The organism is Ewingella sp. CoE-038-23 (assembly GCF_040419245.1).
Classification (GTDB): Bacteria; Pseudomonadota; Gammaproteobacteria; order Enterobacterales; family Enterobacteriaceae; genus Ewingella; species Ewingella allii.
Window position 1 is genome coordinate 3,482,213 of sequence record NZ_JAZHOH010000001.1, and the last position, 19,943, is coordinate 3,502,155.

The 19,943-nt window shown below is 48.4% G+C and carries 38 protein-coding genes; 7 read left to right on the top strand and 31 right to left on the bottom strand.

Annotated features, from left to right (window positions below; translation table 11 throughout):
- Positions 1-6: 6 nt before the first annotated feature.
- The 30 genes from V2154_RS16625 to V2154_RS16765 form a co-directional block, all read right to left on the bottom strand.
- On the bottom strand, positions 7-957 hold the full coding sequence (locus V2154_RS16625) for a phage minor head protein (protein WP_353502643.1): 951 nt from the start codon (positions 955-957) through the stop codon (positions 7-9).
- Entirely contained in the window at positions 920-2,278 is a 1,359-nt protein-coding gene (locus tag V2154_RS16630) for an anti-CBASS protein Acb1 family protein (protein ID WP_353502644.1), read from the bottom strand. Before V2154_RS16630 ends, V2154_RS16625 begins: the two co-directional genes overlap by 38 nt.
- A 69-nt stretch (positions 2,279-2,347) precedes the next feature.
- On the bottom strand, positions 2,348-2,536 hold the full coding sequence (locus V2154_RS16635) for a hypothetical protein (RefSeq protein ID WP_353502645.1): 189 nt from the start codon (positions 2,534-2,536) through the stop codon (positions 2,348-2,350).
- A gap of 83 nt (positions 2,537-2,619) precedes the next feature.
- The gene (locus tag V2154_RS16640; RefSeq protein WP_353503997.1) at positions 2,620-3,873 is read right to left on the bottom strand and encodes a PBSX family phage terminase large subunit; all 1,254 of its coding nucleotides are present in this window, start codon (positions 3,871-3,873) and stop codon (positions 2,620-2,622) included.
- Positions 3,873-4,289 carry a terminase small subunit gene (locus V2154_RS16645; protein ID WP_353502646.1) on the bottom strand — a complete coding sequence of 139 codons (417 nt, stop codon included), beginning with the start codon at positions 4,287-4,289 and terminating at the stop codon, positions 3,873-3,875. The genes V2154_RS16640 and V2154_RS16645 overlap by 1 nt, the downstream gene beginning before the upstream one ends.
- Positions 4,290-4,292: 3 nt before the next feature.
- Positions 4,293-4,487, bottom strand: a complete 195-nt coding sequence (locus V2154_RS16650; RefSeq protein WP_353502647.1) for a hypothetical protein — start codon at positions 4,485-4,487, stop codon at positions 4,293-4,295.
- Between the two features lie 145 nt (positions 4,488-4,632).
- Positions 4,633-4,971, bottom strand: a complete 339-nt coding sequence (locus V2154_RS16655; RefSeq protein ID WP_353503102.1) for a hypothetical protein — start codon at positions 4,969-4,971, stop codon at positions 4,633-4,635.
- 40 nt (positions 4,972-5,011) lie between these two features.
- Complete coding sequence (locus V2154_RS16660; RefSeq protein ID WP_353502649.1) at positions 5,012-5,341, bottom strand: hypothetical protein; 330 nt, start codon at positions 5,339-5,341, stop codon at positions 5,012-5,014.
- Positions 5,342-5,442: 101 nt separating this feature from the next.
- On the bottom strand, positions 5,443-5,898 hold the full coding sequence (locus tag V2154_RS16665; protein WP_437342008.1) for a lysis protein: 456 nt from the start codon (positions 5,896-5,898) through the stop codon (positions 5,443-5,445).
- The gene (locus V2154_RS16670; protein ID WP_353502651.1) at positions 5,895-6,380 is read right to left on the bottom strand and encodes a lysozyme; all 486 of its coding nucleotides are present in this window, start codon (positions 6,378-6,380) and stop codon (positions 5,895-5,897) included. Before V2154_RS16670 ends, V2154_RS16665 begins: the two co-directional genes overlap by 4 nt.
- Positions 6,380-6,583, bottom strand: a complete 204-nt coding sequence (locus V2154_RS16675) for a class II holin family protein (RefSeq protein ID WP_353502652.1) — start codon at positions 6,581-6,583, stop codon at positions 6,380-6,382. Before V2154_RS16675 ends, V2154_RS16670 begins: the two co-directional genes overlap by 1 nt.
- Positions 6,584-7,129: 546 nt before the next feature.
- Positions 7,130-7,963 (bottom strand): antitermination protein, encoded by an 834-nt coding sequence (locus tag V2154_RS16680; protein WP_353502653.1) that lies wholly within the window; start codon positions 7,961-7,963, stop codon positions 7,130-7,132.
- 119 nt (positions 7,964-8,082) lie between these two features.
- Complete coding sequence (locus V2154_RS16685; RefSeq protein ID WP_353503103.1) at positions 8,083-8,817, bottom strand: DNA cytosine methyltransferase; 735 nt, start codon at positions 8,815-8,817, stop codon at positions 8,083-8,085.
- Entirely contained in the window at positions 8,814-9,176 is a 363-nt protein-coding gene (locus tag V2154_RS16690) for a RusA family crossover junction endodeoxyribonuclease (RefSeq protein WP_353503104.1), read from the bottom strand. Before V2154_RS16690 ends, V2154_RS16685 begins: the two co-directional genes overlap by 4 nt.
- Positions 9,173-9,463, bottom strand: a complete 291-nt coding sequence (locus V2154_RS16695) for a DUF1364 domain-containing protein (protein WP_353503105.1) — start codon at positions 9,461-9,463, stop codon at positions 9,173-9,175. Before V2154_RS16695 ends, V2154_RS16690 begins: the two co-directional genes overlap by 4 nt.
- Positions 9,438-9,665 carry a protein NinF gene (locus V2154_RS24920; RefSeq protein WP_437342009.1) on the bottom strand — a complete coding sequence of 76 codons (228 nt, stop codon included), beginning with the start codon at positions 9,663-9,665 and terminating at the stop codon, positions 9,438-9,440. Before V2154_RS24920 ends, V2154_RS16695 begins: the two co-directional genes overlap by 26 nt.
- On the bottom strand, positions 9,580-9,864 hold the full coding sequence (locus tag V2154_RS16700; RefSeq protein ID WP_353502657.1) for a dATP/dGTP diphosphohydrolase domain-containing protein: 285 nt from the start codon (positions 9,862-9,864) through the stop codon (positions 9,580-9,582). Before V2154_RS16700 ends, V2154_RS24920 begins: the two co-directional genes overlap by 86 nt.
- 2 nt (positions 9,865-9,866) lie before the next feature.
- A complete protein-coding gene (locus V2154_RS16705; RefSeq protein WP_353502658.1) occupies positions 9,867-10,070 on the bottom strand; it encodes a hypothetical protein in 204 nt (67 codons plus the stop codon).
- Complete coding sequence (locus V2154_RS16710; RefSeq protein ID WP_353503106.1) at positions 10,063-10,386, bottom strand: phage protein NinX family protein; 324 nt, start codon at positions 10,384-10,386, stop codon at positions 10,063-10,065. Before V2154_RS16710 ends, V2154_RS16705 begins: the two co-directional genes overlap by 8 nt.
- Positions 10,387-10,800: 414 nt before the next feature.
- Entirely contained in the window at positions 10,801-11,244 is a 444-nt protein-coding gene (locus V2154_RS16715; protein ID WP_353503107.1) for a recombination protein NinB, read from the bottom strand.
- Positions 11,198-11,413 (bottom strand): protein NinD, encoded by a 216-nt coding sequence (ninD, locus tag V2154_RS16720; protein ID WP_353503108.1) that lies wholly within the window; start codon positions 11,411-11,413, stop codon positions 11,198-11,200. Before ninD ends, V2154_RS16715 begins: the two co-directional genes overlap by 47 nt.
- A complete protein-coding gene (locus tag V2154_RS16725; protein WP_353503109.1) occupies positions 11,410-11,883 on the bottom strand; it encodes a DUF551 domain-containing protein in 474 nt (157 codons plus the stop codon). The genes ninD and V2154_RS16725 overlap by 4 nt, the downstream gene beginning before the upstream one ends.
- A gap of 211 nt (positions 11,884-12,094) precedes the next feature.
- A complete protein-coding gene (locus V2154_RS16730) occupies positions 12,095-12,367 on the bottom strand; it encodes a phiTE_015 family protein (protein WP_353503110.1) in 273 nt (90 codons plus the stop codon).
- Positions 12,364-12,669, bottom strand: coding sequence for a phiTE_015 family protein (locus V2154_RS16735; RefSeq protein ID WP_353503111.1), 306 nt, complete (start codon positions 12,667-12,669; stop codon positions 12,364-12,366). The genes V2154_RS16730 and V2154_RS16735 overlap by 4 nt, the downstream gene beginning before the upstream one ends.
- On the bottom strand, positions 12,666-12,890 hold the full coding sequence (locus V2154_RS16740) for a hypothetical protein (protein WP_353503112.1): 225 nt from the start codon (positions 12,888-12,890) through the stop codon (positions 12,666-12,668). The genes V2154_RS16735 and V2154_RS16740 overlap by 4 nt, the downstream gene beginning before the upstream one ends.
- Positions 12,891-12,948: 58 nt before the next feature.
- Positions 12,949-13,233 carry a hypothetical protein gene (locus V2154_RS16745; protein ID WP_353503113.1) on the bottom strand — a complete coding sequence of 95 codons (285 nt, stop codon included), beginning with the start codon at positions 13,231-13,233 and terminating at the stop codon, positions 12,949-12,951.
- Positions 13,233-14,636 (bottom strand): DnaB-like helicase C-terminal domain-containing protein, encoded by a 1,404-nt coding sequence (locus V2154_RS16750; RefSeq protein WP_353503114.1) that lies wholly within the window; start codon positions 14,634-14,636, stop codon positions 13,233-13,235. Before V2154_RS16750 ends, V2154_RS16745 begins: the two co-directional genes overlap by 1 nt.
- The gene (locus V2154_RS16755) at positions 14,626-15,510 is read right to left on the bottom strand and encodes a DNA replication protein (protein ID WP_353503115.1); all 885 of its coding nucleotides are present in this window, start codon (positions 15,508-15,510) and stop codon (positions 14,626-14,628) included. Before V2154_RS16755 ends, V2154_RS16750 begins: the two co-directional genes overlap by 11 nt.
- Positions 15,511-15,696: 186 nt before the next feature.
- Complete coding sequence (locus V2154_RS16760; protein ID WP_353503116.1) at positions 15,697-16,026, bottom strand: hypothetical protein; 330 nt, start codon at positions 16,024-16,026, stop codon at positions 15,697-15,699.
- Between the two features lie 120 nt (positions 16,027-16,146).
- The gene (locus tag V2154_RS16765; protein WP_353503117.1) at positions 16,147-16,374 is read right to left on the bottom strand and encodes a helix-turn-helix domain-containing protein; all 228 of its coding nucleotides are present in this window, start codon (positions 16,372-16,374) and stop codon (positions 16,147-16,149) included.
- A gap of 98 nt (positions 16,375-16,472) precedes the next feature.
- Between V2154_RS16765 and V2154_RS16770 the strand changes: the two genes are divergently transcribed.
- The 4 genes from V2154_RS16770 to V2154_RS16780 all read left to right on the top strand — a co-directional run bounded on the left by V2154_RS16770 (position 16,473) and on the right by V2154_RS16780 (position 18,597).
- Positions 16,473-17,162 carry an XRE family transcriptional regulator gene (locus V2154_RS16770; RefSeq protein ID WP_353503118.1) on the top strand — a complete coding sequence of 230 codons (690 nt, stop codon included), beginning with the start codon at positions 16,473-16,475 and terminating at the stop codon, positions 17,160-17,162.
- Positions 17,159-17,716 (top strand): hypothetical protein, encoded by a 558-nt coding sequence (locus tag V2154_RS16775; RefSeq protein ID WP_353503119.1) that lies wholly within the window; start codon positions 17,159-17,161, stop codon positions 17,714-17,716. Before V2154_RS16770 ends, V2154_RS16775 begins: the two co-directional genes overlap by 4 nt.
- A 461-nt stretch (positions 17,717-18,177) precedes the next feature.
- A complete protein-coding gene (locus V2154_RS24965) occupies positions 18,178-18,432 on the top strand; it encodes a transcriptional antitermination N peptide (protein ID WP_496350368.1) in 255 nt (84 codons plus the stop codon).
- 3 nt (positions 18,433-18,435) lie between these two features.
- Positions 18,436-18,597, top strand: coding sequence for a hypothetical protein (locus V2154_RS16780; RefSeq protein WP_353503120.1), 162 nt, complete (start codon positions 18,436-18,438; stop codon positions 18,595-18,597).
- On the opposite strand, the gene V2154_RS16785 is transcribed toward V2154_RS16780, so the two are convergent.
- A complete protein-coding gene (locus V2154_RS16785; RefSeq protein WP_353503121.1) occupies positions 18,598-18,765 on the bottom strand; it encodes a hypothetical protein in 168 nt (55 codons plus the stop codon).
- Positions 18,766-19,065: 300 nt separating this feature from the next.
- On the opposite strand from V2154_RS16785, the gene V2154_RS16790 reads away from it, so the two are divergent.
- From V2154_RS16790 to V2154_RS16800, 3 genes are all read left to right on the top strand, one after another.
- A complete protein-coding gene (locus V2154_RS16790; RefSeq protein WP_353503122.1) occupies positions 19,066-19,428 on the top strand; it encodes a hypothetical protein in 363 nt (120 codons plus the stop codon).
- A gap of 38 nt (positions 19,429-19,466) precedes the next feature.
- Positions 19,467-19,607 (top strand): hypothetical protein, encoded by a 141-nt coding sequence (locus tag V2154_RS16795; RefSeq protein WP_353503123.1) that lies wholly within the window; start codon positions 19,467-19,469, stop codon positions 19,605-19,607.
- A gap of 114 nt (positions 19,608-19,721) precedes the next feature.
- Entirely contained in the window at positions 19,722-19,871 is a 150-nt protein-coding gene (locus tag V2154_RS16800) for a protease FtsH-inhibitory lysogeny factor CIII (RefSeq protein ID WP_353503124.1), read from the top strand.
- Positions 19,872-19,943: the final 72 nt, after the last annotated feature.

Genomic DNA, 19,943 nt, shown 5'->3' on the forward strand with positions numbered 1-19,943 from the left:
ACCTCATCACGCCGCAAGAGAGCAGCATTGACATGTTGAACTGTTGGCAGCCATCTTCTTCCATTGGCTATCAAACTCATTTTTGGCTTTTTCGATAATGCTTGAGTTGAGCGGTACGCCCTTGTCATCGACAAGAACCTCAACCTGAGTGCACTTGCAGTTAATGGCATTCGCGCCGGTTGCATACCACTCTCTAATTTCATCAGTGGTGTAGAGATGTCCATGCCTGATTGCGTGTGACTGCCGAGTGGTTGGACTAAGCGCTGAAAAATGCAGAAGCATCACCTTCAGGCCAAGGCTTGATTTGGCATCGTCTGCTTCATCCCATCTGGCGCGGCGAAGAGCTGTAGTTATCTCAGTGCGGGCAATTGTGTTTGCACGGCGGGTTTCTACGCCAACCTGATCGCGAAGATTTCTAGCAACCTCTTTCGGGTTTAGCCCTCGCCCAATGCCATCTGTAAGAACCCTTGCCATGTCGCGCTTAACGTCAGCAGCAAAGCCTTTCATTTCTTCGAATACTCGTGCATATACCAATGCCATTCGGCGCTGATATGGTGAGCTGAGGAGTATGGTCTGAAGGGATTCTTTGGCAGCCAAGTAAACTGCCGATTGCTGGCTGAGGTTCACGTATGCCTGCGCAGTTCCTCTTATCGAAGCAGGATCAATGTAGTCATCGTTAAACCAGAGATTATTTTGCCCACCATCTAGCAAGACCGAATCCACCAGAAGGCTGGAATCATCCAGAACCATCGAAAGAAGATATGGGTCAAGTTGGTAGGTGTATTTGGCATTTACTGAGAGTGTTGCGGGGATTCTTTCTACTGCTGATGCGTATGCTTTACCGATTTGCTTTAATCGCCTGGCGAAGTCTTTCATCGCCTTTCTTTCTAGCGGGTCGAGTCCGGTCGGGTCGCCGTTATCACGCGGCAGTATTGCCGGCTTCTGCTTCCTCATCATCTTCATCCTCTTCTAATTCACCAAGAGGCTTGTCAGCATCGTTTTCGAAACCTGCGGCTGTCCGTATCTCTTCCACGCTGAACACTTCGACACCAGAAGCCAAAGACGTCTGATTAATGGTGCTCATCTTCGCTGCACTATCAAGCTTGTCGGAAGAAGACTGCTCGTTGAGGTCATCCCAAATAACCGCCTTCTCTGGCACTGGGTTGATGATCTGCAAATCAGTTAACTTTTGCGCGAAGTCTTCAATGTCGAATGACAGCTCATTGTTGCGGCGAGACTGGCATCGAGAGTTCATATACTTCTGGTCTTCAGTGCTGGCCCGCTCACCCGTCTGCATTCCTACAAGAACCTTGGCGGGAATGTCCACGCCTGCCGATGCGGTCTGAAGGTTCACGTCGTAGGTTGGTGATGGGTCTGCAACGGCAGTAACCAGAGGCGTGACGCTGGCGCCCTGAGTGGTCAGGAGGACATCGTTACCACGGTTAACCTCTACAGCGGCCTCGTTGAACTTCTCTTGTAAATCAGTGACCGATACGCCATATATCGACGCAAGGTTGTTGAAGTCGATACCGGAGTCAAAGTTGATATTTAGCTGTCTTGCTGCGTTCTTGAGGAATGATTCGCCCGAGCCGCCTTCTACCTTCTCTAAACTCACAAATGCGTTATACGAAGGCTCAAGGAACCCGATAGCATCTTCTGAGTAGTCACCAAGAATGAACACGCGGTCTGGGTGAATCTGGACGCGTCGGCTTGCGCCATTAGGCAGGCTCTCGGTGTATTCCCACATTTTAGGCTGGCCATAAGCCGTGGAGTTGATGTCAGTATCAATCTCGTATGGCTTAAGGGCGCCAGCCCACACGGCTGAAATCTTTGCCAGCCCCTTACCCTTAACAACTGGCAGGTTCCACGCCTTATTGTCACGAACGTGAAGCAAGATTCCAGACCATCGACCAACCAAGCGACGCCCATCGGCCTGACTAAATACTTTCCACAACCGGCTATTGAAAACCTGCTTGATTGATGATTCCCATGGCGTTAAAGGCTTAGACTTATCCTTCTTGTCGCCTTGGATTATTTCGGGGTTAGTCTTCCAGCAGTGAGAGATGATCTTAGTCACGGCGCCATATGCAATGCCGCCGCGTCGATAAAGCTTGTACAGGTCTTCAAAGGTCAACTCTTCCTTGAATCCATACTCACACCATGCGGCACTGCGCTTTGCATCAAGCCCCATGGATGGGTTAACCATTGCCATGCGGGCACGAGCAAGCCGTGCATCACTGATAGCGTGATTCACTGCGAGTTGTAGTTTGTTGTTCATGCTGTGTCCGTTTGGTGGGGTTCAGGCAATAAAAAAGGCCGCCTTGGCGACCTTGATGTATTTTGTAAATTATAGGCGATTGAATGAAATCATAACTGCCCCGTCCGGATCGCATCCTCTGTCTTTTGCTATCTGCGTGAGGATTCTTTTAGCCAAATTCTCAATCGATTCGTCAGGATTTCTTTGAAAGAAACCATGACCCTTGCCTCGCTGCCCATCACGAGTCAAAACTTCATATGAAGCAAACCAGCTTTCCATTTCCTCTCCTTTTTTTTGAAAACTAGATTTAATTTCGGCGGAAAATCTATTTTCTTTAATTTAAAGGAGAATTTAATTTCAACTCACTTACCTTGTAGCCTCTTAGGAATCATCATTCCGACCATTTGAGCTTTGCGCTTAATGTGCCCGTCAAGGCCATATCGAATGCCATCCCAGCAGTGTTCAAACCCATCAGCAAGCTTTGGCAGTACTTCGCCAGTTATGCGGTCAGTTTTGTATGACCACATGCGAGCCTCTAAGGCTACGTTCTTGCAGCGCGGGTGAATGATTATCTCGTCAAACCCACGCAGATGAGCAACGCCGTCTTCAACGCTGCCGGGCCACTTATCGGCGGCGGATATGTCAAAGCCTTGGCGCTTTAGATAGCTAATAGTTTCTGGTCGCGCAGAATCCGCCTTGATGGGCCAGTTACGAACTTCTGGAATGGTGTCATATAGGTCAGCCATATGGTCAAGCTCTGTTTGCTTACCGTACGCCTCGTATTCGATATAGAGACGGTTATGGAGGATGAATGAGCGAACAAGTGTGTTCGGGTCTTTGGCGAAGCCGAAGTCGGCACCAAAGTGAAGTCGATCAGCTTCTTTCCACAGATTTTCCGAGAACTCTGAAATTCGATATTTACCTGCAAGAACCTGCTTATCCGAGTTTTCCAGATATGCGCCTTCCCAAACCCATGCATAGGTCGATGGGTCGAGCCTGCGCATGTCGTTAAGACGATCACCATCGAGAACATCAGGAAACCAAGGGTTATCCGTGTAGTTCATCTCAACGGTTATGCAGTCCTCGCCAGCCTCTTTCCTGAATCTCTTGTCTGTGGCGCTGCCGTCTCGTTCTGGGTTCCATGTCACCCAAACCTCAGAACCTTCTTCACGGACGGTAGGTGTTAGCTTCTGCCATGCAATTTCACTTACAGACTCAGCCTCATCAACCCAGCACAGCAGGATTCGAGCCTTAGACTTGATGCTGTCCAAGTTATGTCGCAAGCCTGCGAAGACATAGCTAACGCTCTTATCTTTTGTGCGAATGTACTTTTCACCAATATCAAAGTGGGATGCCAGCCAAGGAACGCCGAGTATCGCCTGCTTAACTTCCTGCATGCTTGACTCTTCAAGCGAGTTCATGAACTCACGAGCGCAGAGTATTACCCCGGATTGACCATTCATCATTGCCTGATACGCCTTAACGGCCGTCATCATGGCGAAGGTGCGGGTCTTAGCGGAGCCACGACCACCGTGTGAGCAGCGATAACGCTTATTTATGGCAGTGAATAGCGGAGCAAGTTTTGCAGGGATTGGCAGCTGAACGGCGTCACTCATCATTTTGGCTCAACAGGGAGAAGTTGGATAACGGTAGGCTTGGTGGTCATGGTGCCATCTGAAGAGGTGTGGTCAATAATCTGCTTGTCCAAACCTACCAACTTAGCCTTGCCCATTGTTGCGGCCACTGCTGCTGATGACTGAGGGGTTTCAGCACTCAATGCCTTCTGTCTCGACTCTTCAAGCTCGGCCAGGAGTGAGTCAACCGTTACATTGTGCCTCTGCTTAATATCTCCCTGTAATTCAGCCACCCTTGCCGCAATCTTGCCGTTATCCAAAAGTTCTTTGGCCTTACGGTTCACGCTCTCAGGTTTCATCTTGTCAGCAGCATACGCCGTCCGATAAGCCTCTGAAGCATTACCCGTTTCGATGTATGCCTGACAGAAAGCCTCTTGCTTAATTGTCAGACCTGCCATTGTCTATTCCTTCAGGTTTTTTGTTAGCTCTAGAATCAGGAGCGTCATTGCAGTCACTCCCTCTTCGTGATCTTCTTTAATGATGCTGGCTATCTTCTTATGAAGGCTTTCAATCTTTTTTCTTTGCTCGCCTGGAAGCTCAGAAATGACACCCTTCATCATGAAGTAAGTTGCCTGCTGCTCTTTACTTAGTGCCATTTAGAACATTCCTCTATTTCGCGAAGTATCATCCCGTGATTAGGTGACACGCTAGCATTACAAAACCTATATAAAATTCTGTGTATCGCCATTATGGTTGCGCTTGACAGAGCTTTATAAAATCACATATTCGCCAGTTACTACTTCATGGGTGAAGCATTTGCCCGCCAGCCAGTTCCAGTGAAGCACCGCCGCCAGAAATAGAACCCACTTCATCTTTGGCTTCAGGCTTACTTTGTAGGTCAGTGTCGATGTCTTCATTATCTCTCCCTTCCTCTGGTGTTGGCGCGACTTCTACAGGCTTATCAACCACTGGCGCGAAGTGCATGCGAGTCACGGTGTCAGGCTTCAGGTAATTCCATTCACCGCTCTCTGTGGCTATAGCTACGAATCCATTCACTATTTCAGGTTGCTGGCGCGTCATTGCTCCAGTGTAGGTTTCACCTGATTGTGTCTCGACTGTGATATTCCACTTCTGAGTCATTAATGGCTCCAAATAATAAAACCGCCCGAGGGCGGCTTGCTTATAGGCACTCGTTAAGCCTATCTATCAACATTTTCACGTCTTCTTTTTCCCAGACAGCGAACAATTGGTCTTTATCAAAAAACCCATCTCGGTACTCACAATGCAAGTCCATTCTGAAGGAAGATCCTGATTTTTCAGCCTCTATAAGGATGTCGAATCTATCTTCACTTGAATCATCAATAGCATCTGCTATTTGCTGGCTTAGAAAATCTATACCAACGGCGGTATCGCCTTTGATCTCAATGGGCCCGAATGAGCATTCCTCGTATTTGCTAAAGAGCGTATTGGCTGGAAGGTCTAGAAATTCTTTTCTATTGATGATTTTCATTTGCATACCATCGGATTTATTTTTTGTGATTATGCGTTTTATTTTCACCGATTGCAGGTGCCTTGTCATTATCAAGCGCCCGACATGCAGACGCTTTGTAATCACTTCAGGCAGATGTTGGTGATGTAATCTTGCAGCCCGGCTATTTGCTTTGTGGCTGTTCCGATTCGCTCTCTGAGATTGAGATAATCCCGCTGAGCGGAGTCATTAAGTCTGGGGCTGGTTGCATCATCCACGCTGGAGGTGGCGGAGGCGTTTGGCGCTTTGCAGGTAGCGTTGATCCGCAGGCGCTTAGCGCCAGACTCGACATCAGCACGAAGCCTGTCATTTTCAGATTTGGCATCTGCTAGCTCCTTTGCGTATTTGATGTCGAGTTCAGCGGCCAGCTTGTTTCTGGCCGTCATCAGGTCGATGGTGGCTTGGTGCTCTTTTGCCACCTGAGATATTTCGGCAACATCATGCTTGAGCTTTGCGACTTGGCCTTGGTAATAGCTGACGCCAAAGAGCAAGCATGCCATGATAATTATCAGTATGGGGGTTAGTCTAATCTTGCTCACTTCTGCCCCCACTCACAGACTTCCTGCTCAATGGCTCGGCGATTCATCAGGCCCTTCCACTTCTTTTTGCCAGCATAAATCCATACCTTCAGCCCTTCACAGGCTTGGGAGTAATTGCCGGCATTAAGGTTGCGCAGCAGAGATGAGTTTTCGAATGCCCGTGAGCCTACGTTGTAACTGAAGCTGATGAGTGCTGCTTTCTGGTATTCGGTAGCAGGAACCTTTACAGAACGCTCAACAGATTTGGCGAATGGGAGCAAGTCACGGTCTAGCATCCTTTTGCATTCATCAGGCGTGTATCGCTTGCCTTGAATGATGTCTGGTCCGGTATGCCCATAACAAACGGTAGTTATGCCAGCCACGTCCTGATAAGGCTCGTAGCGAACGCCCTCTAAGTCAGATACCAGAATGGTGGCTATCGCAATTGCACCGCCGCCTGACGCAGCAAGTAAGCTTTTGCGCAGTGATGGTGACATTGCCATTACTCACCTCTCAGTTCTTTGCGGCGATCTTCTTTGATTTTGAAATACAGGTTCGTCATGTAGGTGAGTATCGCAACGCTGATACCCGCCAGAACGCCGATAGCATTCCACTGATCCGGACTAAATGTGTTTAACAGGCCGTTCAGGACGCTACCCGCCGATGCTCCGTATGCAACGCCAGTAGTTAGTTTGTCCATTCTCATAGTCTCCCCCTCTCGTTATTCGAGCTGGGCGTGTGGTCATAGGGAATAGAGCCGCCGCCACATGGAGAAAGGGTTTAAGGGTCGCTGATTGGCGTGGCTCTAAATTGAAAAAGCCCCGCAAGTGCGAGGCTAAAGATGCTTGCCGGTTACGTTTATCCGGCGTCAGGGTTACGACCGATTCCTGAGGTAGCAGGTTAGTTGTGTGGTGGCTAAAGTCGCGTTGTTGCCGTCCCCATATAACCCGGCTCAAGGGTTCTGATGTCCCCGATTCATTAGCACTGTCATCTTGTACTTCACCACAACGGAAAGAGCACTTAGCGGCGGTGGGCAACGACGCCACTAATGGGTTGGGATATGACCCCGTCATTAGTCAATGCTCTTACCTGTTGCGCAGAAACTAAAAAGCCCTCACATCTCTGCAAGGGCTTTCATTATGCTTTTCACTCACCGTAACAGATTCACGGATTTCTAGTGTTAGGAAACAATAACACAGGTTCGGGAAAAGTAAATAGTTATCGATAAATTAATGCACAATATTTTCACTCGCTATGCAGTAACCTTCCTTAGGGCGCTATCTGCCCATGCCTCTTCAACCTCCAGCTTAGTGATAAGGGCGTCATAAAATGGCTTAACGGACTTCTTCCATGTGTCGAGACTGATAGCAGCGGTAACTTCGCAAACCGCTCGGTGAGCATCAGTCGATGGGATTCTTTCAAACCCTCGACTCCCGCACCTCTTACAATCATGCTTAACCGGAACGCCCTGCCTCTTAGTTTCTTCCCGATTAATCGCCTGACCACGTCCATTACAATCACTACAGGCTGTAGACACCACGCACTTGCCTTTGCACTCCTGGCACAAAACCCTGACGGTTTCTCTAACTTCGCGATGGGCCTCATATGCCGATGGGATAAAGCCTTCTACTCCCATTTTCACCGAAGCTTTCACAAACTCACGTGATCGCATTGGCATGTGGGATTTATTGCTGAATACATCAGCCTCAATGAACCCCTCTCCCTTACAACATTCGCATGGCTTTTTGCTGGATGCTGCCCGGCAATAATCCATGTACGCATAAGTTGCGAGAGTTTGCGCCACCAGTGGTTTAACATCCGTATCGAGTTTGCGTAAGGCTGCAACCTTGTCGCAAGTTTGTAATGCATAATCTGTTAATAGCGATACGGCGCGTTCTGCGTCGTAGTTGCTAACTCCAACCTTCCCCATGAAAGCGCTGAACCCCATCGGGGCCATAGACTGAACCATTCCCATTGCCGCCATCTGATCTGTGCCAGTAAGAGCATCTGAGCGAGTCGCAGGAGGCATGCCGGTAAAGTTAGCTGTCTTTGCAAAGTGATACTTCACTGAAGATTCTAGGCTCATGACTTTCTCCTTCTAGGATTGGCATCCCATGACTGGATGCCTTTAACTGGCGCTATTTCAGGATTGATAGGGGTGAATAGAGATAGGAGTTTGGTGATTAATTCCTTCATGCTGCCTCCTTATTTTTTACCAAGCATGCTGAATGCTGCTGCCGCCACTCTTGGAACTTGTCCATTGCCAAGGGCTTTAATTCTGTCCACCCGATGGGCCATCCCATGAACCACTCGACCCAGTCCGGATTCAGTTGTCCATTCTGGCAAGGCTCCGACCCATCCGGTAATGGGCGCATCTTTATCGCGCTGGGTAAGTCCGGAGTTCTTCGTAACCTTTCTGCTGGACAGTCTCCTCGGATCGTTGCCTTTGCTGTAGGCCACAATCCACATCCTGTCTCTTTCATGGGGCGCTCCGCAGTTTGATGCTGATAGACGGAACCATTCACAGTCATACCCCATTTCGGCAAGGTCACTAACGACCACGGCAAGCCCTTTTCTTCTAAGTCGAGGTGAGTTCTCCACGCACACGAACCTAGGTCGTACTTCACCGACGATTCTTGCCATTTCACTCCACAATCCTGATCGCCCTCCTTCGATGCCGGCACCAATTCCATTTGCGCTGATGTCTTGGCATGGGAAGCCGCCAGAAATGACATCAACAACTCCTCGCCATGGTTTTCCGTCAAAACTGCACACGTCAGACCAAATCGGGAAAGGTTTGAGAATTCTATCGTTTTGTCGTTGCGCCAAAACTTGTGCGGCGTAGGCATCACGTTCAACTGCGCATACTGTGTTCCATCCGAGCAGGTGGCCGCCGAGTATTCCTCCGCCAGCGCCTGCGAAAAGAGCCAACTCATTCACGAAACCTCCAATTCTGTAATTAATATTTCCAACCGACCGCCCTTCACCACTTCGCAGCGGACCATGCGCACGTCATCAATCAGGCTGTCATCTGCAATTACGCAGGCCTGTGTGAGTGAGTCGAGTGGCGCTTTTAATAGGTTGTCTAGGTCACGCCGGGCGCGTGTTGGTGGATATGCTGAGATTTTTACTTTGAGCTTGCCGGTGAGGTTGTACTGCTGATTTGCTTCGGTGATTTGCTTGATTACTGCTGCTGTGTATTCCCTGCCTTTCTTGCTTTTTATCTTTCGACCTCGAAACACTGAGAAGAGATGGTTGTTTCCGGGCGGCCAGGGTAGCTCTATTCGATATTCACTCATGCCTTCACCTTCCCTTCTGAAAGAAGCACAGCCTGTGTGCGAATGACGCCCTCAAGATGAGCCATATGCGCCTCTCCCGCGTCAGTTAGTCTTGTTCTCCTGTCTATCTCATCGTGACAGCTTGAACAGCACCACGCGCCGAATAGGTCAGCAGGTTTCATTCCGGTTCCGCATATCCCAGCCATTCGGTAATGAGCCAGAACGACGGTTTCGCTATTGCCATTGCAGATGCCGGGCAATCTGACTTGGCACTCACGACCTCTAGCCTCTTTTCTTAGGTTCGCCATCACCCTTCTCCTTCTCAATATCCAGACCATTCATAGCCCACCAATCGCTACAGTCAGCACAGGCGTAAACTTCATCTGGGCTTAGTGGGATGCCGCATCCGGCGCATGTTGGTTCGTCACTCATCGCCGCCACCATCAATCCATAAAAGAAACAGCAGGCAGCAGATGGCATGTGCCAAGTGATGCTCACCACTCTCTTCATCTAGCCGTTCTCCATCCCACCAAGCTGTGATGTGGCGAATTGATGCGTCAAAATACCTTTTCCGCGCATCAGGAACGGTTTTCCAGTTGTCAGGCGCGTACTTGGTAGCCCCAAACTCCAGTACCGATATAACGCTTCTCAGTGCGCTGAATGGGATGAGGCTAAATCTCCATTTCCCTGCATCATGTTTTGTGGTCACGTTTATCTCCACATAGGGTTCTGCCACGTCCAGCTTTGTCGTGGTTCATTGTTGAATTCAGGTAACAAAGCAGAGACATACCAGCCTTTGTAATCAGCGGATAATTGCTTTGAGGTTTGGATGTTTCGGAGGGTGTAGCTGTTGATGAGGTCTTCGGCTTGCTGGGTGGTCATTACTTCGTGAGTAAACCACGTTGATTTAGCCATGGCCTTTCTCCGCGTCTTTCATTATGAGGTAGCAAATCATTGCGGAGCGGAGTGGATTTTCATCTTGATATTCGCACGGGCTTAGCATTCCTTGGCTTGCTGGGTATGCTTTCCGCTTTCCTCTGCGGTACATCAGCAAGCTTATCCCCTGCTCAGCAATAATCGGCCCAGCATCTGCCCATGATGATGTTGGCTCGAATTTTTTCTCCTCTTCGGTATCCCAAATATAATCTGCATAATAGAGATACTTGCCCGGCAAGGACTCTGCCACATGCTGGTTAATCAGGTAGTCGCTCATTGCTGAATAATCTTTCATGCCACTCTCCTTGCTGCCATTGTGCGAAGAACTGGAAGAAGCATTGCGCTGTTCTGCTTGCACTCTTCGAATATTGTGTTGGTGCCTGATGGGCGTTTCTTGCTGAGGAATATCAGGGTGTCCATGTCGGTTACTTTGAATGCTGGCTTTCTCTTCCGATTGGCCTGCCTCTGCATTTCTTTCTCCAGGCCGTACTTAATGAATTTATCCTCATTAAGCCAAAGCGAGCTTCCTCGTCCACTTCCTGAACGGTAGATGTCGCCCAAGTTGATGCAGCGATTAACGAGGTTTTTAGCTGATGTTCTGGATATGTTTAACAGCCGCTCTACATCACTGGCGCTAAAGCTATTATTTTTTTTGCGTAATCGCGAACCATTGCGCGGTGACTTTCGAATCTTTCTTTCTCACAATTCATTATGCTGCCCTCTTGTTGTCGCCATATCTGGCTGACCATTCAATTGCTAATCTGGATTCGTCAGACCACCTGACGCCATGCTCGGTGCCGAAAGCGCTCATCAACTCAATAAGCTCACTCATCTCACCAACGGTCATGCGACTGGTTGATTGCCCCAGCACGACGAAGCCGCCATTGATGCCCGGCGCGGAACGCTGGCCTTTCAGTGATGCTGTAAGCATGTGCTTCCAGTCTTCGGTGTTGAGCTTCTGCCCATACCAAACAACCTGCTCGCTGATGTCAGACAGGCAAGACCAAAGCTTCGCGTTCTGTGATAGAGAGCGCGTGGCTTCCTGTATGGTCACAAAGTAAGGTTTTTCTGGATTAAGCGGAGTGTTGCGGAGGTGGTTTATTGCGTTATTGAGGATTTGTTGGTTTCGTAGTTGGTAGGTTTGTTTGTCCACTTGCCACCTCCAGTGTCCAGTGCTCGTCAGTCTCTCTTATCGGCATCGCACCGGAGGGGGATAGCTCGCAGCGAATGCATAACCTGTTCCAGTAGTTTTGACCGGGCCGAAATCTCTCGACTTCTTTCCGCTCTCCACACCGATAGCATGATTCCATTTTCTGCATCATTCACTCTCCGGTTTAGGGGCGGCGGGGCGCGGCATCCAGTGTGTAATATTTGGCAAAATGAATTGGTTTGCTTGCCAATTTCCAAACAGGAATGCGTAGGTTTTTACGGCATGACCATCCCAGCAGATGTAGATCCCATTGTCGATAGGGCTTCTATCACTGCACTTAATCCACCCATCAGGAACCACCATGTGCTGCTCGGTATGGTTGAGTGGTGGTGTGGTGTAGAGATAGACCTCATCACCTTCATCAACACCTTTATAATCAGGTGGCATGAAATTACCCACCCAACCTGATTCAGCAAGGCCATAAACCTCACCCCTGTCAGTTATCGCCACGGGTTTAGCCTGCTTAGCCGTCAGCGCTATTTTGGCTAGTGATTGCATCTCATCGTTGGACGGGTCAGCTTCGTATGCGTCCATTGCTATTTCAGATAGGCGCTCTACGGTAAATTCTTTAAGCTCTTTCATGGGTTCTCCTGCTCCATTTGGTAAGGGAATCGATTCAGGTATTTTGTCAGTGCAGTGTACACCGGAGTGCACGTTCCCAGTTGATGAACCACCGTGAAACCTCCTGCGTTACGCCTGACATCTAGAACCAGTGATGACATTTCGATGGGGTGATTCATGTCTGAAACGTAGCGGCGCTCAATCATGGACTTCCGCTCTTCGCTTGTTAGCTTCATTCTTCATTCCCCTTTACTCGAATGCCGACATGTTTTATGGCTACGGCTGCGTGCTCTAAGCCAAGGTTGTAGGATAGGTTTGTAAGCTCTTCTTCTGGCAATTTGGTTGGCAAATCAACCTCAATCGCCTGCAGGGATGCCATCCACACCTTGAAGGCTAGCGTTGTGCGAATGCTGCGATAACTGCCGGTTCGGTCTTTCTTGGATGTGTCGTAGTTACATTGATTAATGCACCACGCTTCAAACGCTTCTCGGTTTTTGTCCATCATGATTTCACCTTGATTCCGTTGTATGCCAGAGCGGCCATCGTCTTTTCTTTCGAAATGACTAGCCCATGGTCTTTGGTGATGATTTCCTTAGGAAGAGCAACCTCGATTCCTATGCTTTTTGCCTGCCATCCGCGCCAAGCCCAAAACAAAGCCTCTGAACACGAATGCCCGTCGAAATAAAAATCACCGCCCATGTAGTAGGAATCGCTAGGTGACTTGCCATCGCAAAAATGAGCTGCATTCAGTGCGTCATTTCCCCATTCGTATTCTTGGCATAGCCACTTTTCAAATTCTTCTCTCATGACTTCACCTTCTGCTGGCGGGATTTAATCAGTTGGTAAATTCTGCAGGTTGCTGCAAATGCAAAAGCGATAAACCACACGCCAAATACATAGCGAACCAAGCCCCAACTAATGCCGTAAAAAAAGTTTTGCCATGAGGCAAATGAAAGTAGCGCGACCATAATTACCGCGCCGGCAGTGAAAACCAGGCAACCCAGTAGGGCGTTTTTAAAGCTGAACATATTCTTCTCCTAAAGAAAGGCTTCGTAGCCTTCGTCTCTTGTTAGTGATGCGGCGAAATTACAGCGCAGATTGGGATTTGAGTGGCAGATAAACTACGCGGTAGACAAATGGGATGAATGCAGTGAGAAACTTGTCGAAGCAGTCTTTGCGATAGCCGGTAGCCTCATCAATCATTGCCTCAATCCCATGGCGCGGTGCCTTAGGTAATTCCACTTCGTAGATGCGGCAGAAATTTGTTATCAGCTCATCCTCTTCCATGCAGCGTTCTAAGCACACGCTGAATGATGGGTCGGTGAGCAGGGTCAGAATTACTGATTCTGGTAAACGTGAATTTTCTTCCATCAGAAACCGCCTTGTTTTTTGGCTGACTTCTTCTCATTTTCAGCTGCACGGTTGCGCGCCTGAACCTGATCACAGTCGTAGATAGCTCCATGGCGCTGCTCAACGTGAACCACACCACCTTCTCCATGACGGTTAAGCCTTAGAAGAAGCTCGGTTTCTTGCTGATTGGCGTCTTCGTCATAAGCACCTTCGCGGTAAATTCCCAGCCAGTAGTCGCAGTCCTGCTCTATCTGTCCTGTGTCACGTGAGTCGCTTGGTAAGGGGCGTTTGTTGGTTCGCTTCTCAAGGTCGCGGTTAAGCTGAGTCAGGAGAACGACGACGCAATCCAACTCTTTGGCAAGGTTCTTCAGTCCCTTGGTGATCATGCCGTATGCCAAGTCGTTGCGGTCAGCCTTCTCGGCTTTCATCAACGTCAGGTAATCGACCAGAATCATTCCAACCACACCTCGCTCACGCTTGATACGGCGGCACTCTGAAACGATATGAGCCAATGACAAGCCCGGCGTGTCATCGATGTACAGGTTACCGTTGGTTGCCAAATCAAGCCCCTTGGCAGATGCCAGTGCGAACCGGTTGTCATCGTAGCCGTCGAGATAGAAGTTCTTGCTGGAAACGCCAGAGATTTGGGTGATCATCCGCTCTGCAAGTTGCAGGTCAGGCATCTCAAGGCTGAAGGCTAGTGCCGGTAGGTTCTCGTTGATTGCGCAGTTGATAGCCATTTTGAGATAGAGCGTTGTCTTTCCCATCTTTGGTCTGGCACCAACAACGAACAGCGACCCTTTCACGATGCGCTTAGGCTCAAGCATGTCATCCAGTGATTGAATGCCGCTTGTTAGGCCTATGGCGCTCTGCTCTCCAGAAAGGCGATCACTTACAACATCACACCAGTCCTCGAACACGTCGCTGAACTTACGCAGACCGCGAACACTTCCAGTCTTTGCATGGTCGGTGATTTGGGTGAAGAGACTCTGCGCCGCCTCAAACTTCTCTTCTGCCGTCATGCCGTCATTGGCGTAAAACAGCTCAGTGATTTTATTTGCCTTCTCAATCCCGTAACGCTTCATGGCTCTGTCGCGAACGATTGTTGCGTAGTTCACGATGTTTGCCGCGCTTGGGGTGCTCTTTTGAAGTTGGGCCAGATATCCGAAACCTCCTACTGTATCCAGTTCGCCTTTAGCTTCCAGAGAGTCTGAAACGGTGATCAGGTCGATTGGTCGCTGCTGGGAATTCAAGCTGCGAAGTTCGTCGTAGATGATTCGGTGTGGTCGGTTGTAAAACGATTCAGAACGCAGAGTAGAGAACACTTTCTGGCAGCGGTCGCTCCCATCATCCAGCATCAGGCCACCCAGCACGCTTTGCTCTGCTTCCACACTATGCGGGGGAAGCATCAGGTTATCGGTCATCCTTGTCTCCCTCTCTGACCAGTAGGTAAGTTTCGTCATTCAGGAAGTACTCAAGGCCTTTCTTGTGCCACGTCTTTCCAGAACGCGCATCAGGTCGGTCTTCAAGCATCCAGCGACAGTTTGTTGAGATGTAGCCTAGGTATGCCTTCCAGCTGTCTAGCGTGAATGGCTGCCCATCAAGTTGGCGGGTTATCTTGCTGGCTTTCGACCAGAAGGTGCGAATCAGGTTTCTGCGCTTGTCGCTGATTGCTCTGATGGCTTTCGCTTCAGGGAGAATCTCGTGATAGGCATCAATCACATCTTCACAACTGAATGACGGTTTTTTCTTTTCAGGTGTGGCGGCGGATGATGGAGTCTCTATTACGTTAGTAATAGAGTTATTAGTTAATTCTTTAGTTATGGATTTCCGTTGGATTTCCGTTGGATTAACCACCTCTTGCAGCCTTGCCACAAGCGGCTCTCCGTTGGACTTTTCTTGGATTTCCTTTGGACTAAAAATTGACTGAAACTCATCATATTTGACCAGTGTTATTCGAGTGAAATTGCGCCCGAATGACTCCTTGGTGATCATCCCGTTTCGGGAGAATGTCTCCAACAAACTCTTCACTTTGTTATCTGAAATGCCAGTCTCAGTAACCAGTGTCGGCCGCCCAGTGAGAAACTGACCGCGCCCTATCATGATGCTGCCGATATCAGTTTGAACTTGCTTTGATTCATAGTTGGCTTTCATCACGAAGTGAAGCCACAGGTGAACCGCCTGAGAGTCCTTGTAAAGCTTGCTGTCCATGAATTGTCTATGCATGAGGGCAAACCCCTTACCGGTTGCCTCCGGCCTTACTGTGTCTGGTTGGCGGAACGCCAGTACGTTACTCATGTCGCTTACCTCTCGCTTTCACGTCGCGGAATATCTCCGCAAACTTGCGACCAAACGAAGGGTTGTCATTGCAGACCATCAGTAACTCATCTGGAAGCGCTGCCCGCTGCTGAACTCTCTCAGGGGGCTGGCGTGATTTTCTCTTTTGGTGCATAATTACTCCTGTGAATAGATCCAGTAATTCGCTTAGGCCTCGAAACTGTTAGCGCAGTTCGGGGCCTTTTCATTTGTGGTGTACTCAAGCCATGCACGAGTGCAATCAGCCATGAACTTGAAGTGCTCAAAGCTAATCTTCTTCTCCCCTTCCATGACGAAATCCTTAACCCCACTTGCGGCTAAGTTATCCATCAGTTCTGGGTACTTCTCAGTGCGACGTAGAACGGTTGAATCAGCGATGTTAAGCAACTTAGCCACTACCGTTTGACGGGTTGAGCTAAGCGCTTGGTGAGCCGATGAGAGCAAGTGTCGGCTGATGAATTCAACCGCTCCGCTTTTGCGTGGTTTTGCTAATTCCATTTGTAATACTTCCAGTGTTGAATAATTAGTTGGGTACGTGGTTTATCCGTGGGATTGACCACTGTTGTTTGTTCCCCACATTGCGGCAGGGAGGCTAAGGCTGTTAAAGAGCGTTACTGCTTAGGCGGCCTTCTCAGCTGCCGTTATGTATCGTTGCGGGTAGAGAATTTCCATTTCGCTAATCAAGCCTTTGAAGTAGCGAGAAAGCTTTTCTGCTGTGTCGAGCGAGGTAACTTGGATGCCTCGTTCAATACGGCTTAGGTTTCCGACATCAAGATTGGTGGCTATTGCTACCTCGGCGATTGTCAGGCCTTTCTCTACACGCATTTTTCTCAGTGGGGTTTGCATAATTACCTCCGTTAAATGCGCTATACGCATAATATGCGATAGTTTAATTTTGCGCAAGGCGCTTTGCGGGAAACGCATAAAAGGTTTTTAATTAGGCTATGAAAACTGGCGAAAGAATTAGAAAGCTCCGTTTAGAGCGAAAGATCACATTGCAGAAGCTGGCCGACATGATCGATAGCGATGTCGGAAACCTTTCACGCCTTGAGCGCGGCAAGCAGGGCTTTAGCGAGCCGCTACTGCAAAAGATTTCTGATGCATTGCGCGTCCCATTATCTGAGCTATTCTCTGATCAGGAAGATTCTGATACTGTAAATAACTACAGTGTTAATTCACTTTCCAGATCTGGGAGAGATCATGTGTATAGGGTTGACGTTCTTAATGTTAATGCCAGTGCAGGAAGTGGAAGCGCGGCAGGCGACGTAATTGAAGTTATCAGGTCAATTGAGTACGTTCCAGAGCATGCCAAGGCGTTGTTCGGCAACAGGCCTGAAGGGTCTGTGATGCTAATCAATGTGAGGGGTGACTCGATGACTGGCACCCTTGAGCCTGGAGACCTGATTTTCGTAGACACGAAAGTCAATTTCTTCGATGGGGACGGAATTTACGTTTTTAACTTCAATGGCGACACGTTCGTTAAGCGATTGCAGAAGGTAAAATTTGATCTGAAGGTAATCTCGGACAATAAGACCTACGAAACGTGGTCTCTAAGCAATGAAGAGATTGAAATGCTTCACGTGCAAGGCAAGGTTCTAATAAGCCAGTCCCAGCAGATTAGGCGGCATGGATGAGCTTTCCAAAGCCCATATTGTTTTTCATTACGGCGGCGATTATTTCTGGTTGCGACTCTAAAGCGGATGCTCCTTTTTCAACTCACTGGAATGCGGGCGAGCAACAATACGACTTTAAGTCACTGCCCAGCTTTCAGTCGTTACCGCAAAGTGACGGTAGAAATCTAATCTATGTTACTGCCCCACCCTCAGGCAGCCTTGGCAAAGGAGAATATAGATTTTACTTTAGCGGCAACAAGCTAAATCAGATCATCTATCGAACTTACGATATATCAGGAAGCGATAGCGAGGATTCAGCAAAGGCAAGGTATCAGGAGTTGAAGCTTGAGCTGACGAAGTTATACGGGGTTCCGGTTGGCGTTAATGAGCACGTGTACAACAAGAACTTCGAGTTTTTCCCCTGCATTACTAACAAATATTGTGGCGAATGGTCATCTGAGTTCGCCAATGGAACCACGAAGGCTCTGCTTTCCATAGGCATGGGTAAAAATGGTTCAGGATATGCAGAAGATAGAATCGCCGGCTCTGTTTCCATTGAGTTCAGCAAAAAATAAAATCCCCTCATCACAAGAATTATCCCAAATCACCCGCATTTGCGGGTTTTTTTTGCTTTTTTACCTCTGACGCAAAAAATATTTCTTATTTAAAAACATGAATATGCGTAAAAACACAAAGATAAATTCAATTATGCGTTTGACGCATTTGCGCATAACGCATATATTCAATCCATCGAAACGAAACATCGATACGGCAGAAGGAACTTTGAGCCGTGTTGGACAGGGAGTCCGACTGCTTCTTTAACAATCAGATGGTATGCCGAAAGGTGTACACCAAAGTGCAGTTGGCTTTGGGGTGAGCAGGTTGCGCGATAAGAGATGCGAGCCAAGCCACCTGAGAACAGTTCTAGCCTGCCAGTCGAAAGACGAACGGATGCGAGCGAGCCTCACCAAGCCGTTGGAGTGCGGAAAGCAATAGACCCGCTCACCACCAAAGCTAACTAACTGGAGTAATCCACATGAATGCAAAAGAACGCTGCAAGATGCGCAGAAAGCTTCGTAGAGCTTCTGAGCGTGAAGAATCACAGAAGGACATGAAGTTAGGCAAGAGCATCGCTACGAGCCTCTCAGGGTGTTCCAGTCGAGTTCTCAAGGCAACTATCTCACTCCCATTGAGATGTAAAGAACAGGCCAGCGCTGACAATATTTGCCTCGCAGATGTGGCAATTTTCAACGCTGGGTATCGTAAATCAAATCAAGTAACGGCGAGGTAGGAAATGAAGATTAGTGAAATGCCAGAACAAGTGCAGGTTGTAGCTGCACAATTACTAGCAACAAAACTCGACGAACATCTACTGTTCGCATCTGAAACTCGGACGGAAAAGGCAGAAAAAATCGCCCAAGCCGTCCGGAAAGCATTCGAATCACTTTATGATTAACTATCTAGTGCTGTTGATTCTTTCGTACTCTTCTACAAGCTTTTCGTAGGTAGCGATAACAAACGCACCTTCATTACCACCACCCAACTTTCCAGCCTTAATTAACTCAAGAACGATTTGCTGAGCCGCACCACGTGGAGAACTGGCTGGGTTGATTGTTTCTGACATAAAAACTTCCTTATTTTGACTGTGGAATGAACAGTCTACGATTTTCCTTTGACTGTGGAAAGCAGGGGAACCATGCGCCGGGCATGGATAAATATCCCGGCATTAATACACCTTACCGGAACCATCCCCCATGCGATTAACAAACACTTTAACCGGTGAGACCTTTCTCGTATCGAGGATGGCTAACCAGTACGAGTATGAAATTAAACAGATAGGCACAAGAACCAAATTCCGCATGAATCATGAGCAGTATGCGGCTTATTTGCGCAAGCCTGAGATTGAGAGAGTTGAGGAGGAAGTATGAGTAAGTGGATTGATATCAGTGACGATTTACCGAAGGCCAATGAGTTTGTTTTTGTGGTTCGAAAATGGCGTGATGGAAGCCTTCACACCATCACGGCAAAAAGGAAATCAACCGAAGAGTTAACGGTTCATGAAGATGCAGGAAAGAATGCTTGGTGGGAAAGCAAAGATTCTATTTCAAGTTTCTCGGATTCAACCGTGGTCGCTTGGAGTGTTATTCCTGAGCAGCTACCACCTGCCTTCAACGGTGTAATTCTTCCACAGCAAGACAATAGCAATCGATACCCCCTTCCCTATGCGCATTCACTGAGTGCGCATCGTGATAAGCGCCACTTATCTCCCTCAACTTGTAATTATTAGGCTCACTTCGGTGGGCCGTTTTTTTAACTGGAGATGCTATGAAAAAGACAACGAAAGAGAAGATTTACGAATTTTTAATCAAGTACGACCCAGCCGAGTTTGCTGATGAGCCATCTTCTAGGGAGCGAGCGGAGCACATCGCCAGTGAGCTGGAAAAGATATTAGACAGTGATAAGTAACAGAGCATTTAGTTGCGACAGAGCCGCCTAACCGCGGCTTTTTTAATGGATGTAAAAGCCAGTTCAAGAGCTGGCTCCTACATCAATTAACCAACCAATAAACCGGAGTATCCCATGCATACCTATCAAGTATCGGGGTGGCCTTATGTGGGCTGCTCTGAATCTCTTCTCGACCGTATTTTTCGCAACGTTAAGAACGGCGCTCGCCGCTTAATCGAAATCCTTAACCAGCCGGGAGTTCCTCATGAAGCTTTCGCACTTTAACAAGGCGCAGGAGTTATCACGCTTAGCTCAACTCACTGGCGACTCAAAAAAATGGCGAGTGGCAATGAAACT

Bases quoted from the DNA above. Each gene is read 5' to 3' on its own strand.
- V2154_RS24920 (WP_437342009.1), bottom strand. From the start codon at position 9,665: ATGAAGAGAGTGGTGAGCATCACTTGGCACATGCCATCTGCTGCCTGC.
- V2154_RS16655 (WP_353503102.1), bottom strand. From the start codon at position 4,971: ATGACTCAGAAGTGGAATATCACAGTCGAGACACAATCAGGTGAAACC.
- V2154_RS16705 (WP_353502658.1), bottom strand. From the start codon at position 10,070: ATGGCTAAATCAACGTGGTTTACTCACGAAGTAATGACCACCCAGCAA.
- V2154_RS16695 (WP_353503105.1), bottom strand. From the start codon at position 9,463: ATGGCGAACCTAAGAAAAGAGGCTAGAGGTCGTGAGTGCCAAGTCAGA.
- V2154_RS16750 (WP_353503114.1), bottom strand. From the start codon at position 14,636: ATGACCGATAACCTGATGCTTCCCCCGCATAGTGTGGAAGCAGAGCAA.
- V2154_RS16785 (WP_353503121.1), bottom strand. From the start codon at position 18,765: ATGTCAGAAACAATCAACCCAGCCAGTTCTCCACGTGGTGCGGCTCAG.
- V2154_RS16795 (WP_353503123.1), top strand. From the start codon at position 19,467: ATGAAAAAGACAACGAAAGAGAAGATTTACGAATTTTTAATCAAGTAC.
- V2154_RS16800 (WP_353503124.1), top strand. From the start codon at position 19,722: ATGCATACCTATCAAGTATCGGGGTGGCCTTATGTGGGCTGCTCTGAA.
- V2154_RS16725 (WP_353503109.1), bottom strand. From the start codon at position 11,883: ATGAAAGAGCTTAAAGAATTTACCGTAGAGCGCCTATCTGAAATAGCA.
- V2154_RS16780 (WP_353503120.1), top strand. From the start codon at position 18,436: ATGAAGATTAGTGAAATGCCAGAACAAGTGCAGGTTGTAGCTGCACAA.
- V2154_RS16735 (WP_353503111.1), bottom strand. From the start codon at position 12,669: ATGAGAGAAGAATTTGAAAAGTGGCTATGCCAAGAATACGAATGGGGA.
- V2154_RS16650 (WP_353502647.1), bottom strand. From the start codon at position 4,487: ATGGCACTAAGTAAAGAGCAGCAGGCAACTTACTTCATGATGAAGGGT.
- V2154_RS24965 (WP_496350368.1), top strand. From the start codon at position 18,178: ATGAATGCAAAAGAACGCTGCAAGATGCGCAGAAAGCTTCGTAGAGCT.
- V2154_RS16730 (WP_353503110.1), bottom strand. From the start codon at position 12,367: ATGATGGACAAAAACCGAGAAGCGTTTGAAGCGTGGTGCATTAATCAA.
- V2154_RS16670 (WP_353502651.1), bottom strand. From the start codon at position 6,380: ATGGCAATGTCACCATCACTGCGCAAAAGCTTACTTGCTGCGTCAGGC.
- V2154_RS16675 (WP_353502652.1), bottom strand. From the start codon at position 6,583: ATGAGAATGGACAAACTAACTACTGGCGTTGCATACGGAGCATCGGCG.
- V2154_RS16630 (WP_353502644.1), bottom strand. From the start codon at position 2,278: ATGAACAACAAACTACAACTCGCAGTGAATCACGCTATCAGTGATGCA.
- V2154_RS16690 (WP_353503104.1), bottom strand. From the start codon at position 9,176: ATGAGTGAATATCGAATAGAGCTACCCTGGCCGCCCGGAAACAACCAT.
- V2154_RS16770 (WP_353503118.1), top strand. From the start codon at position 16,473: ATGAAAACTGGCGAAAGAATTAGAAAGCTCCGTTTAGAGCGAAAGATC.
- V2154_RS16645 (WP_353502646.1), bottom strand. From the start codon at position 4,289: ATGGCAGGTCTGACAATTAAGCAAGAGGCTTTCTGTCAGGCATACATC.
- V2154_RS16625 (WP_353502643.1), bottom strand. From the start codon at position 957: ATGATGAGGAAGCAGAAGCCGGCAATACTGCCGCGTGATAACGGCGAC.
- V2154_RS16680 (WP_353502653.1), bottom strand. From the start codon at position 7,963: ATGAGCCTAGAATCTTCAGTGAAGTATCACTTTGCAAAGACAGCTAAC.
- V2154_RS16775 (WP_353503119.1), top strand. From the start codon at position 17,159: ATGAGCTTTCCAAAGCCCATATTGTTTTTCATTACGGCGGCGATTATT.
- V2154_RS16710 (WP_353503106.1), bottom strand. From the start codon at position 10,386: ATGAAAGATTATTCAGCAATGAGCGACTACCTGATTAACCAGCATGTG.
- V2154_RS16660 (WP_353502649.1), bottom strand. From the start codon at position 5,341: ATGAAAATCATCAATAGAAAAGAATTTCTAGACCTTCCAGCCAATACG.
- V2154_RS16635 (WP_353502645.1), bottom strand. From the start codon at position 2,536: ATGGAAAGCTGGTTTGCTTCATATGAAGTTTTGACTCGTGATGGGCAG.
- V2154_RS16755 (WP_353503115.1), bottom strand. From the start codon at position 15,510: ATGAGTAACGTACTGGCGTTCCGCCAACCAGACACAGTAAGGCCGGAG.
- V2154_RS16740 (WP_353503112.1), bottom strand. From the start codon at position 12,890: ATGTTCAGCTTTAAAAACGCCCTACTGGGTTGCCTGGTTTTCACTGCC.
- V2154_RS16640 (WP_353503997.1), bottom strand. From the start codon at position 3,873: ATGAGTGACGCCGTTCAGCTGCCAATCCCTGCAAAACTTGCTCCGCTA.
- V2154_RS16765 (WP_353503117.1), bottom strand. From the start codon at position 16,374: ATGCAAACCCCACTGAGAAAAATGCGTGTAGAGAAAGGCCTGACAATC.
- V2154_RS16760 (WP_353503116.1), bottom strand. From the start codon at position 16,026: ATGGAATTAGCAAAACCACGCAAAAGCGGAGCGGTTGAATTCATCAGC.
- V2154_RS16790 (WP_353503122.1), top strand. From the start codon at position 19,066: ATGAGTAAGTGGATTGATATCAGTGACGATTTACCGAAGGCCAATGAG.
- V2154_RS16745 (WP_353503113.1), bottom strand. From the start codon at position 13,233: ATGGAAGAAAATTCACGTTTACCAGAATCAGTAATTCTGACCCTGCTC.
- ninD (WP_353503108.1), bottom strand. From the start codon at position 11,413: ATGATGCAGAAAATGGAATCATGCTATCGGTGTGGAGAGCGGAAAGAA.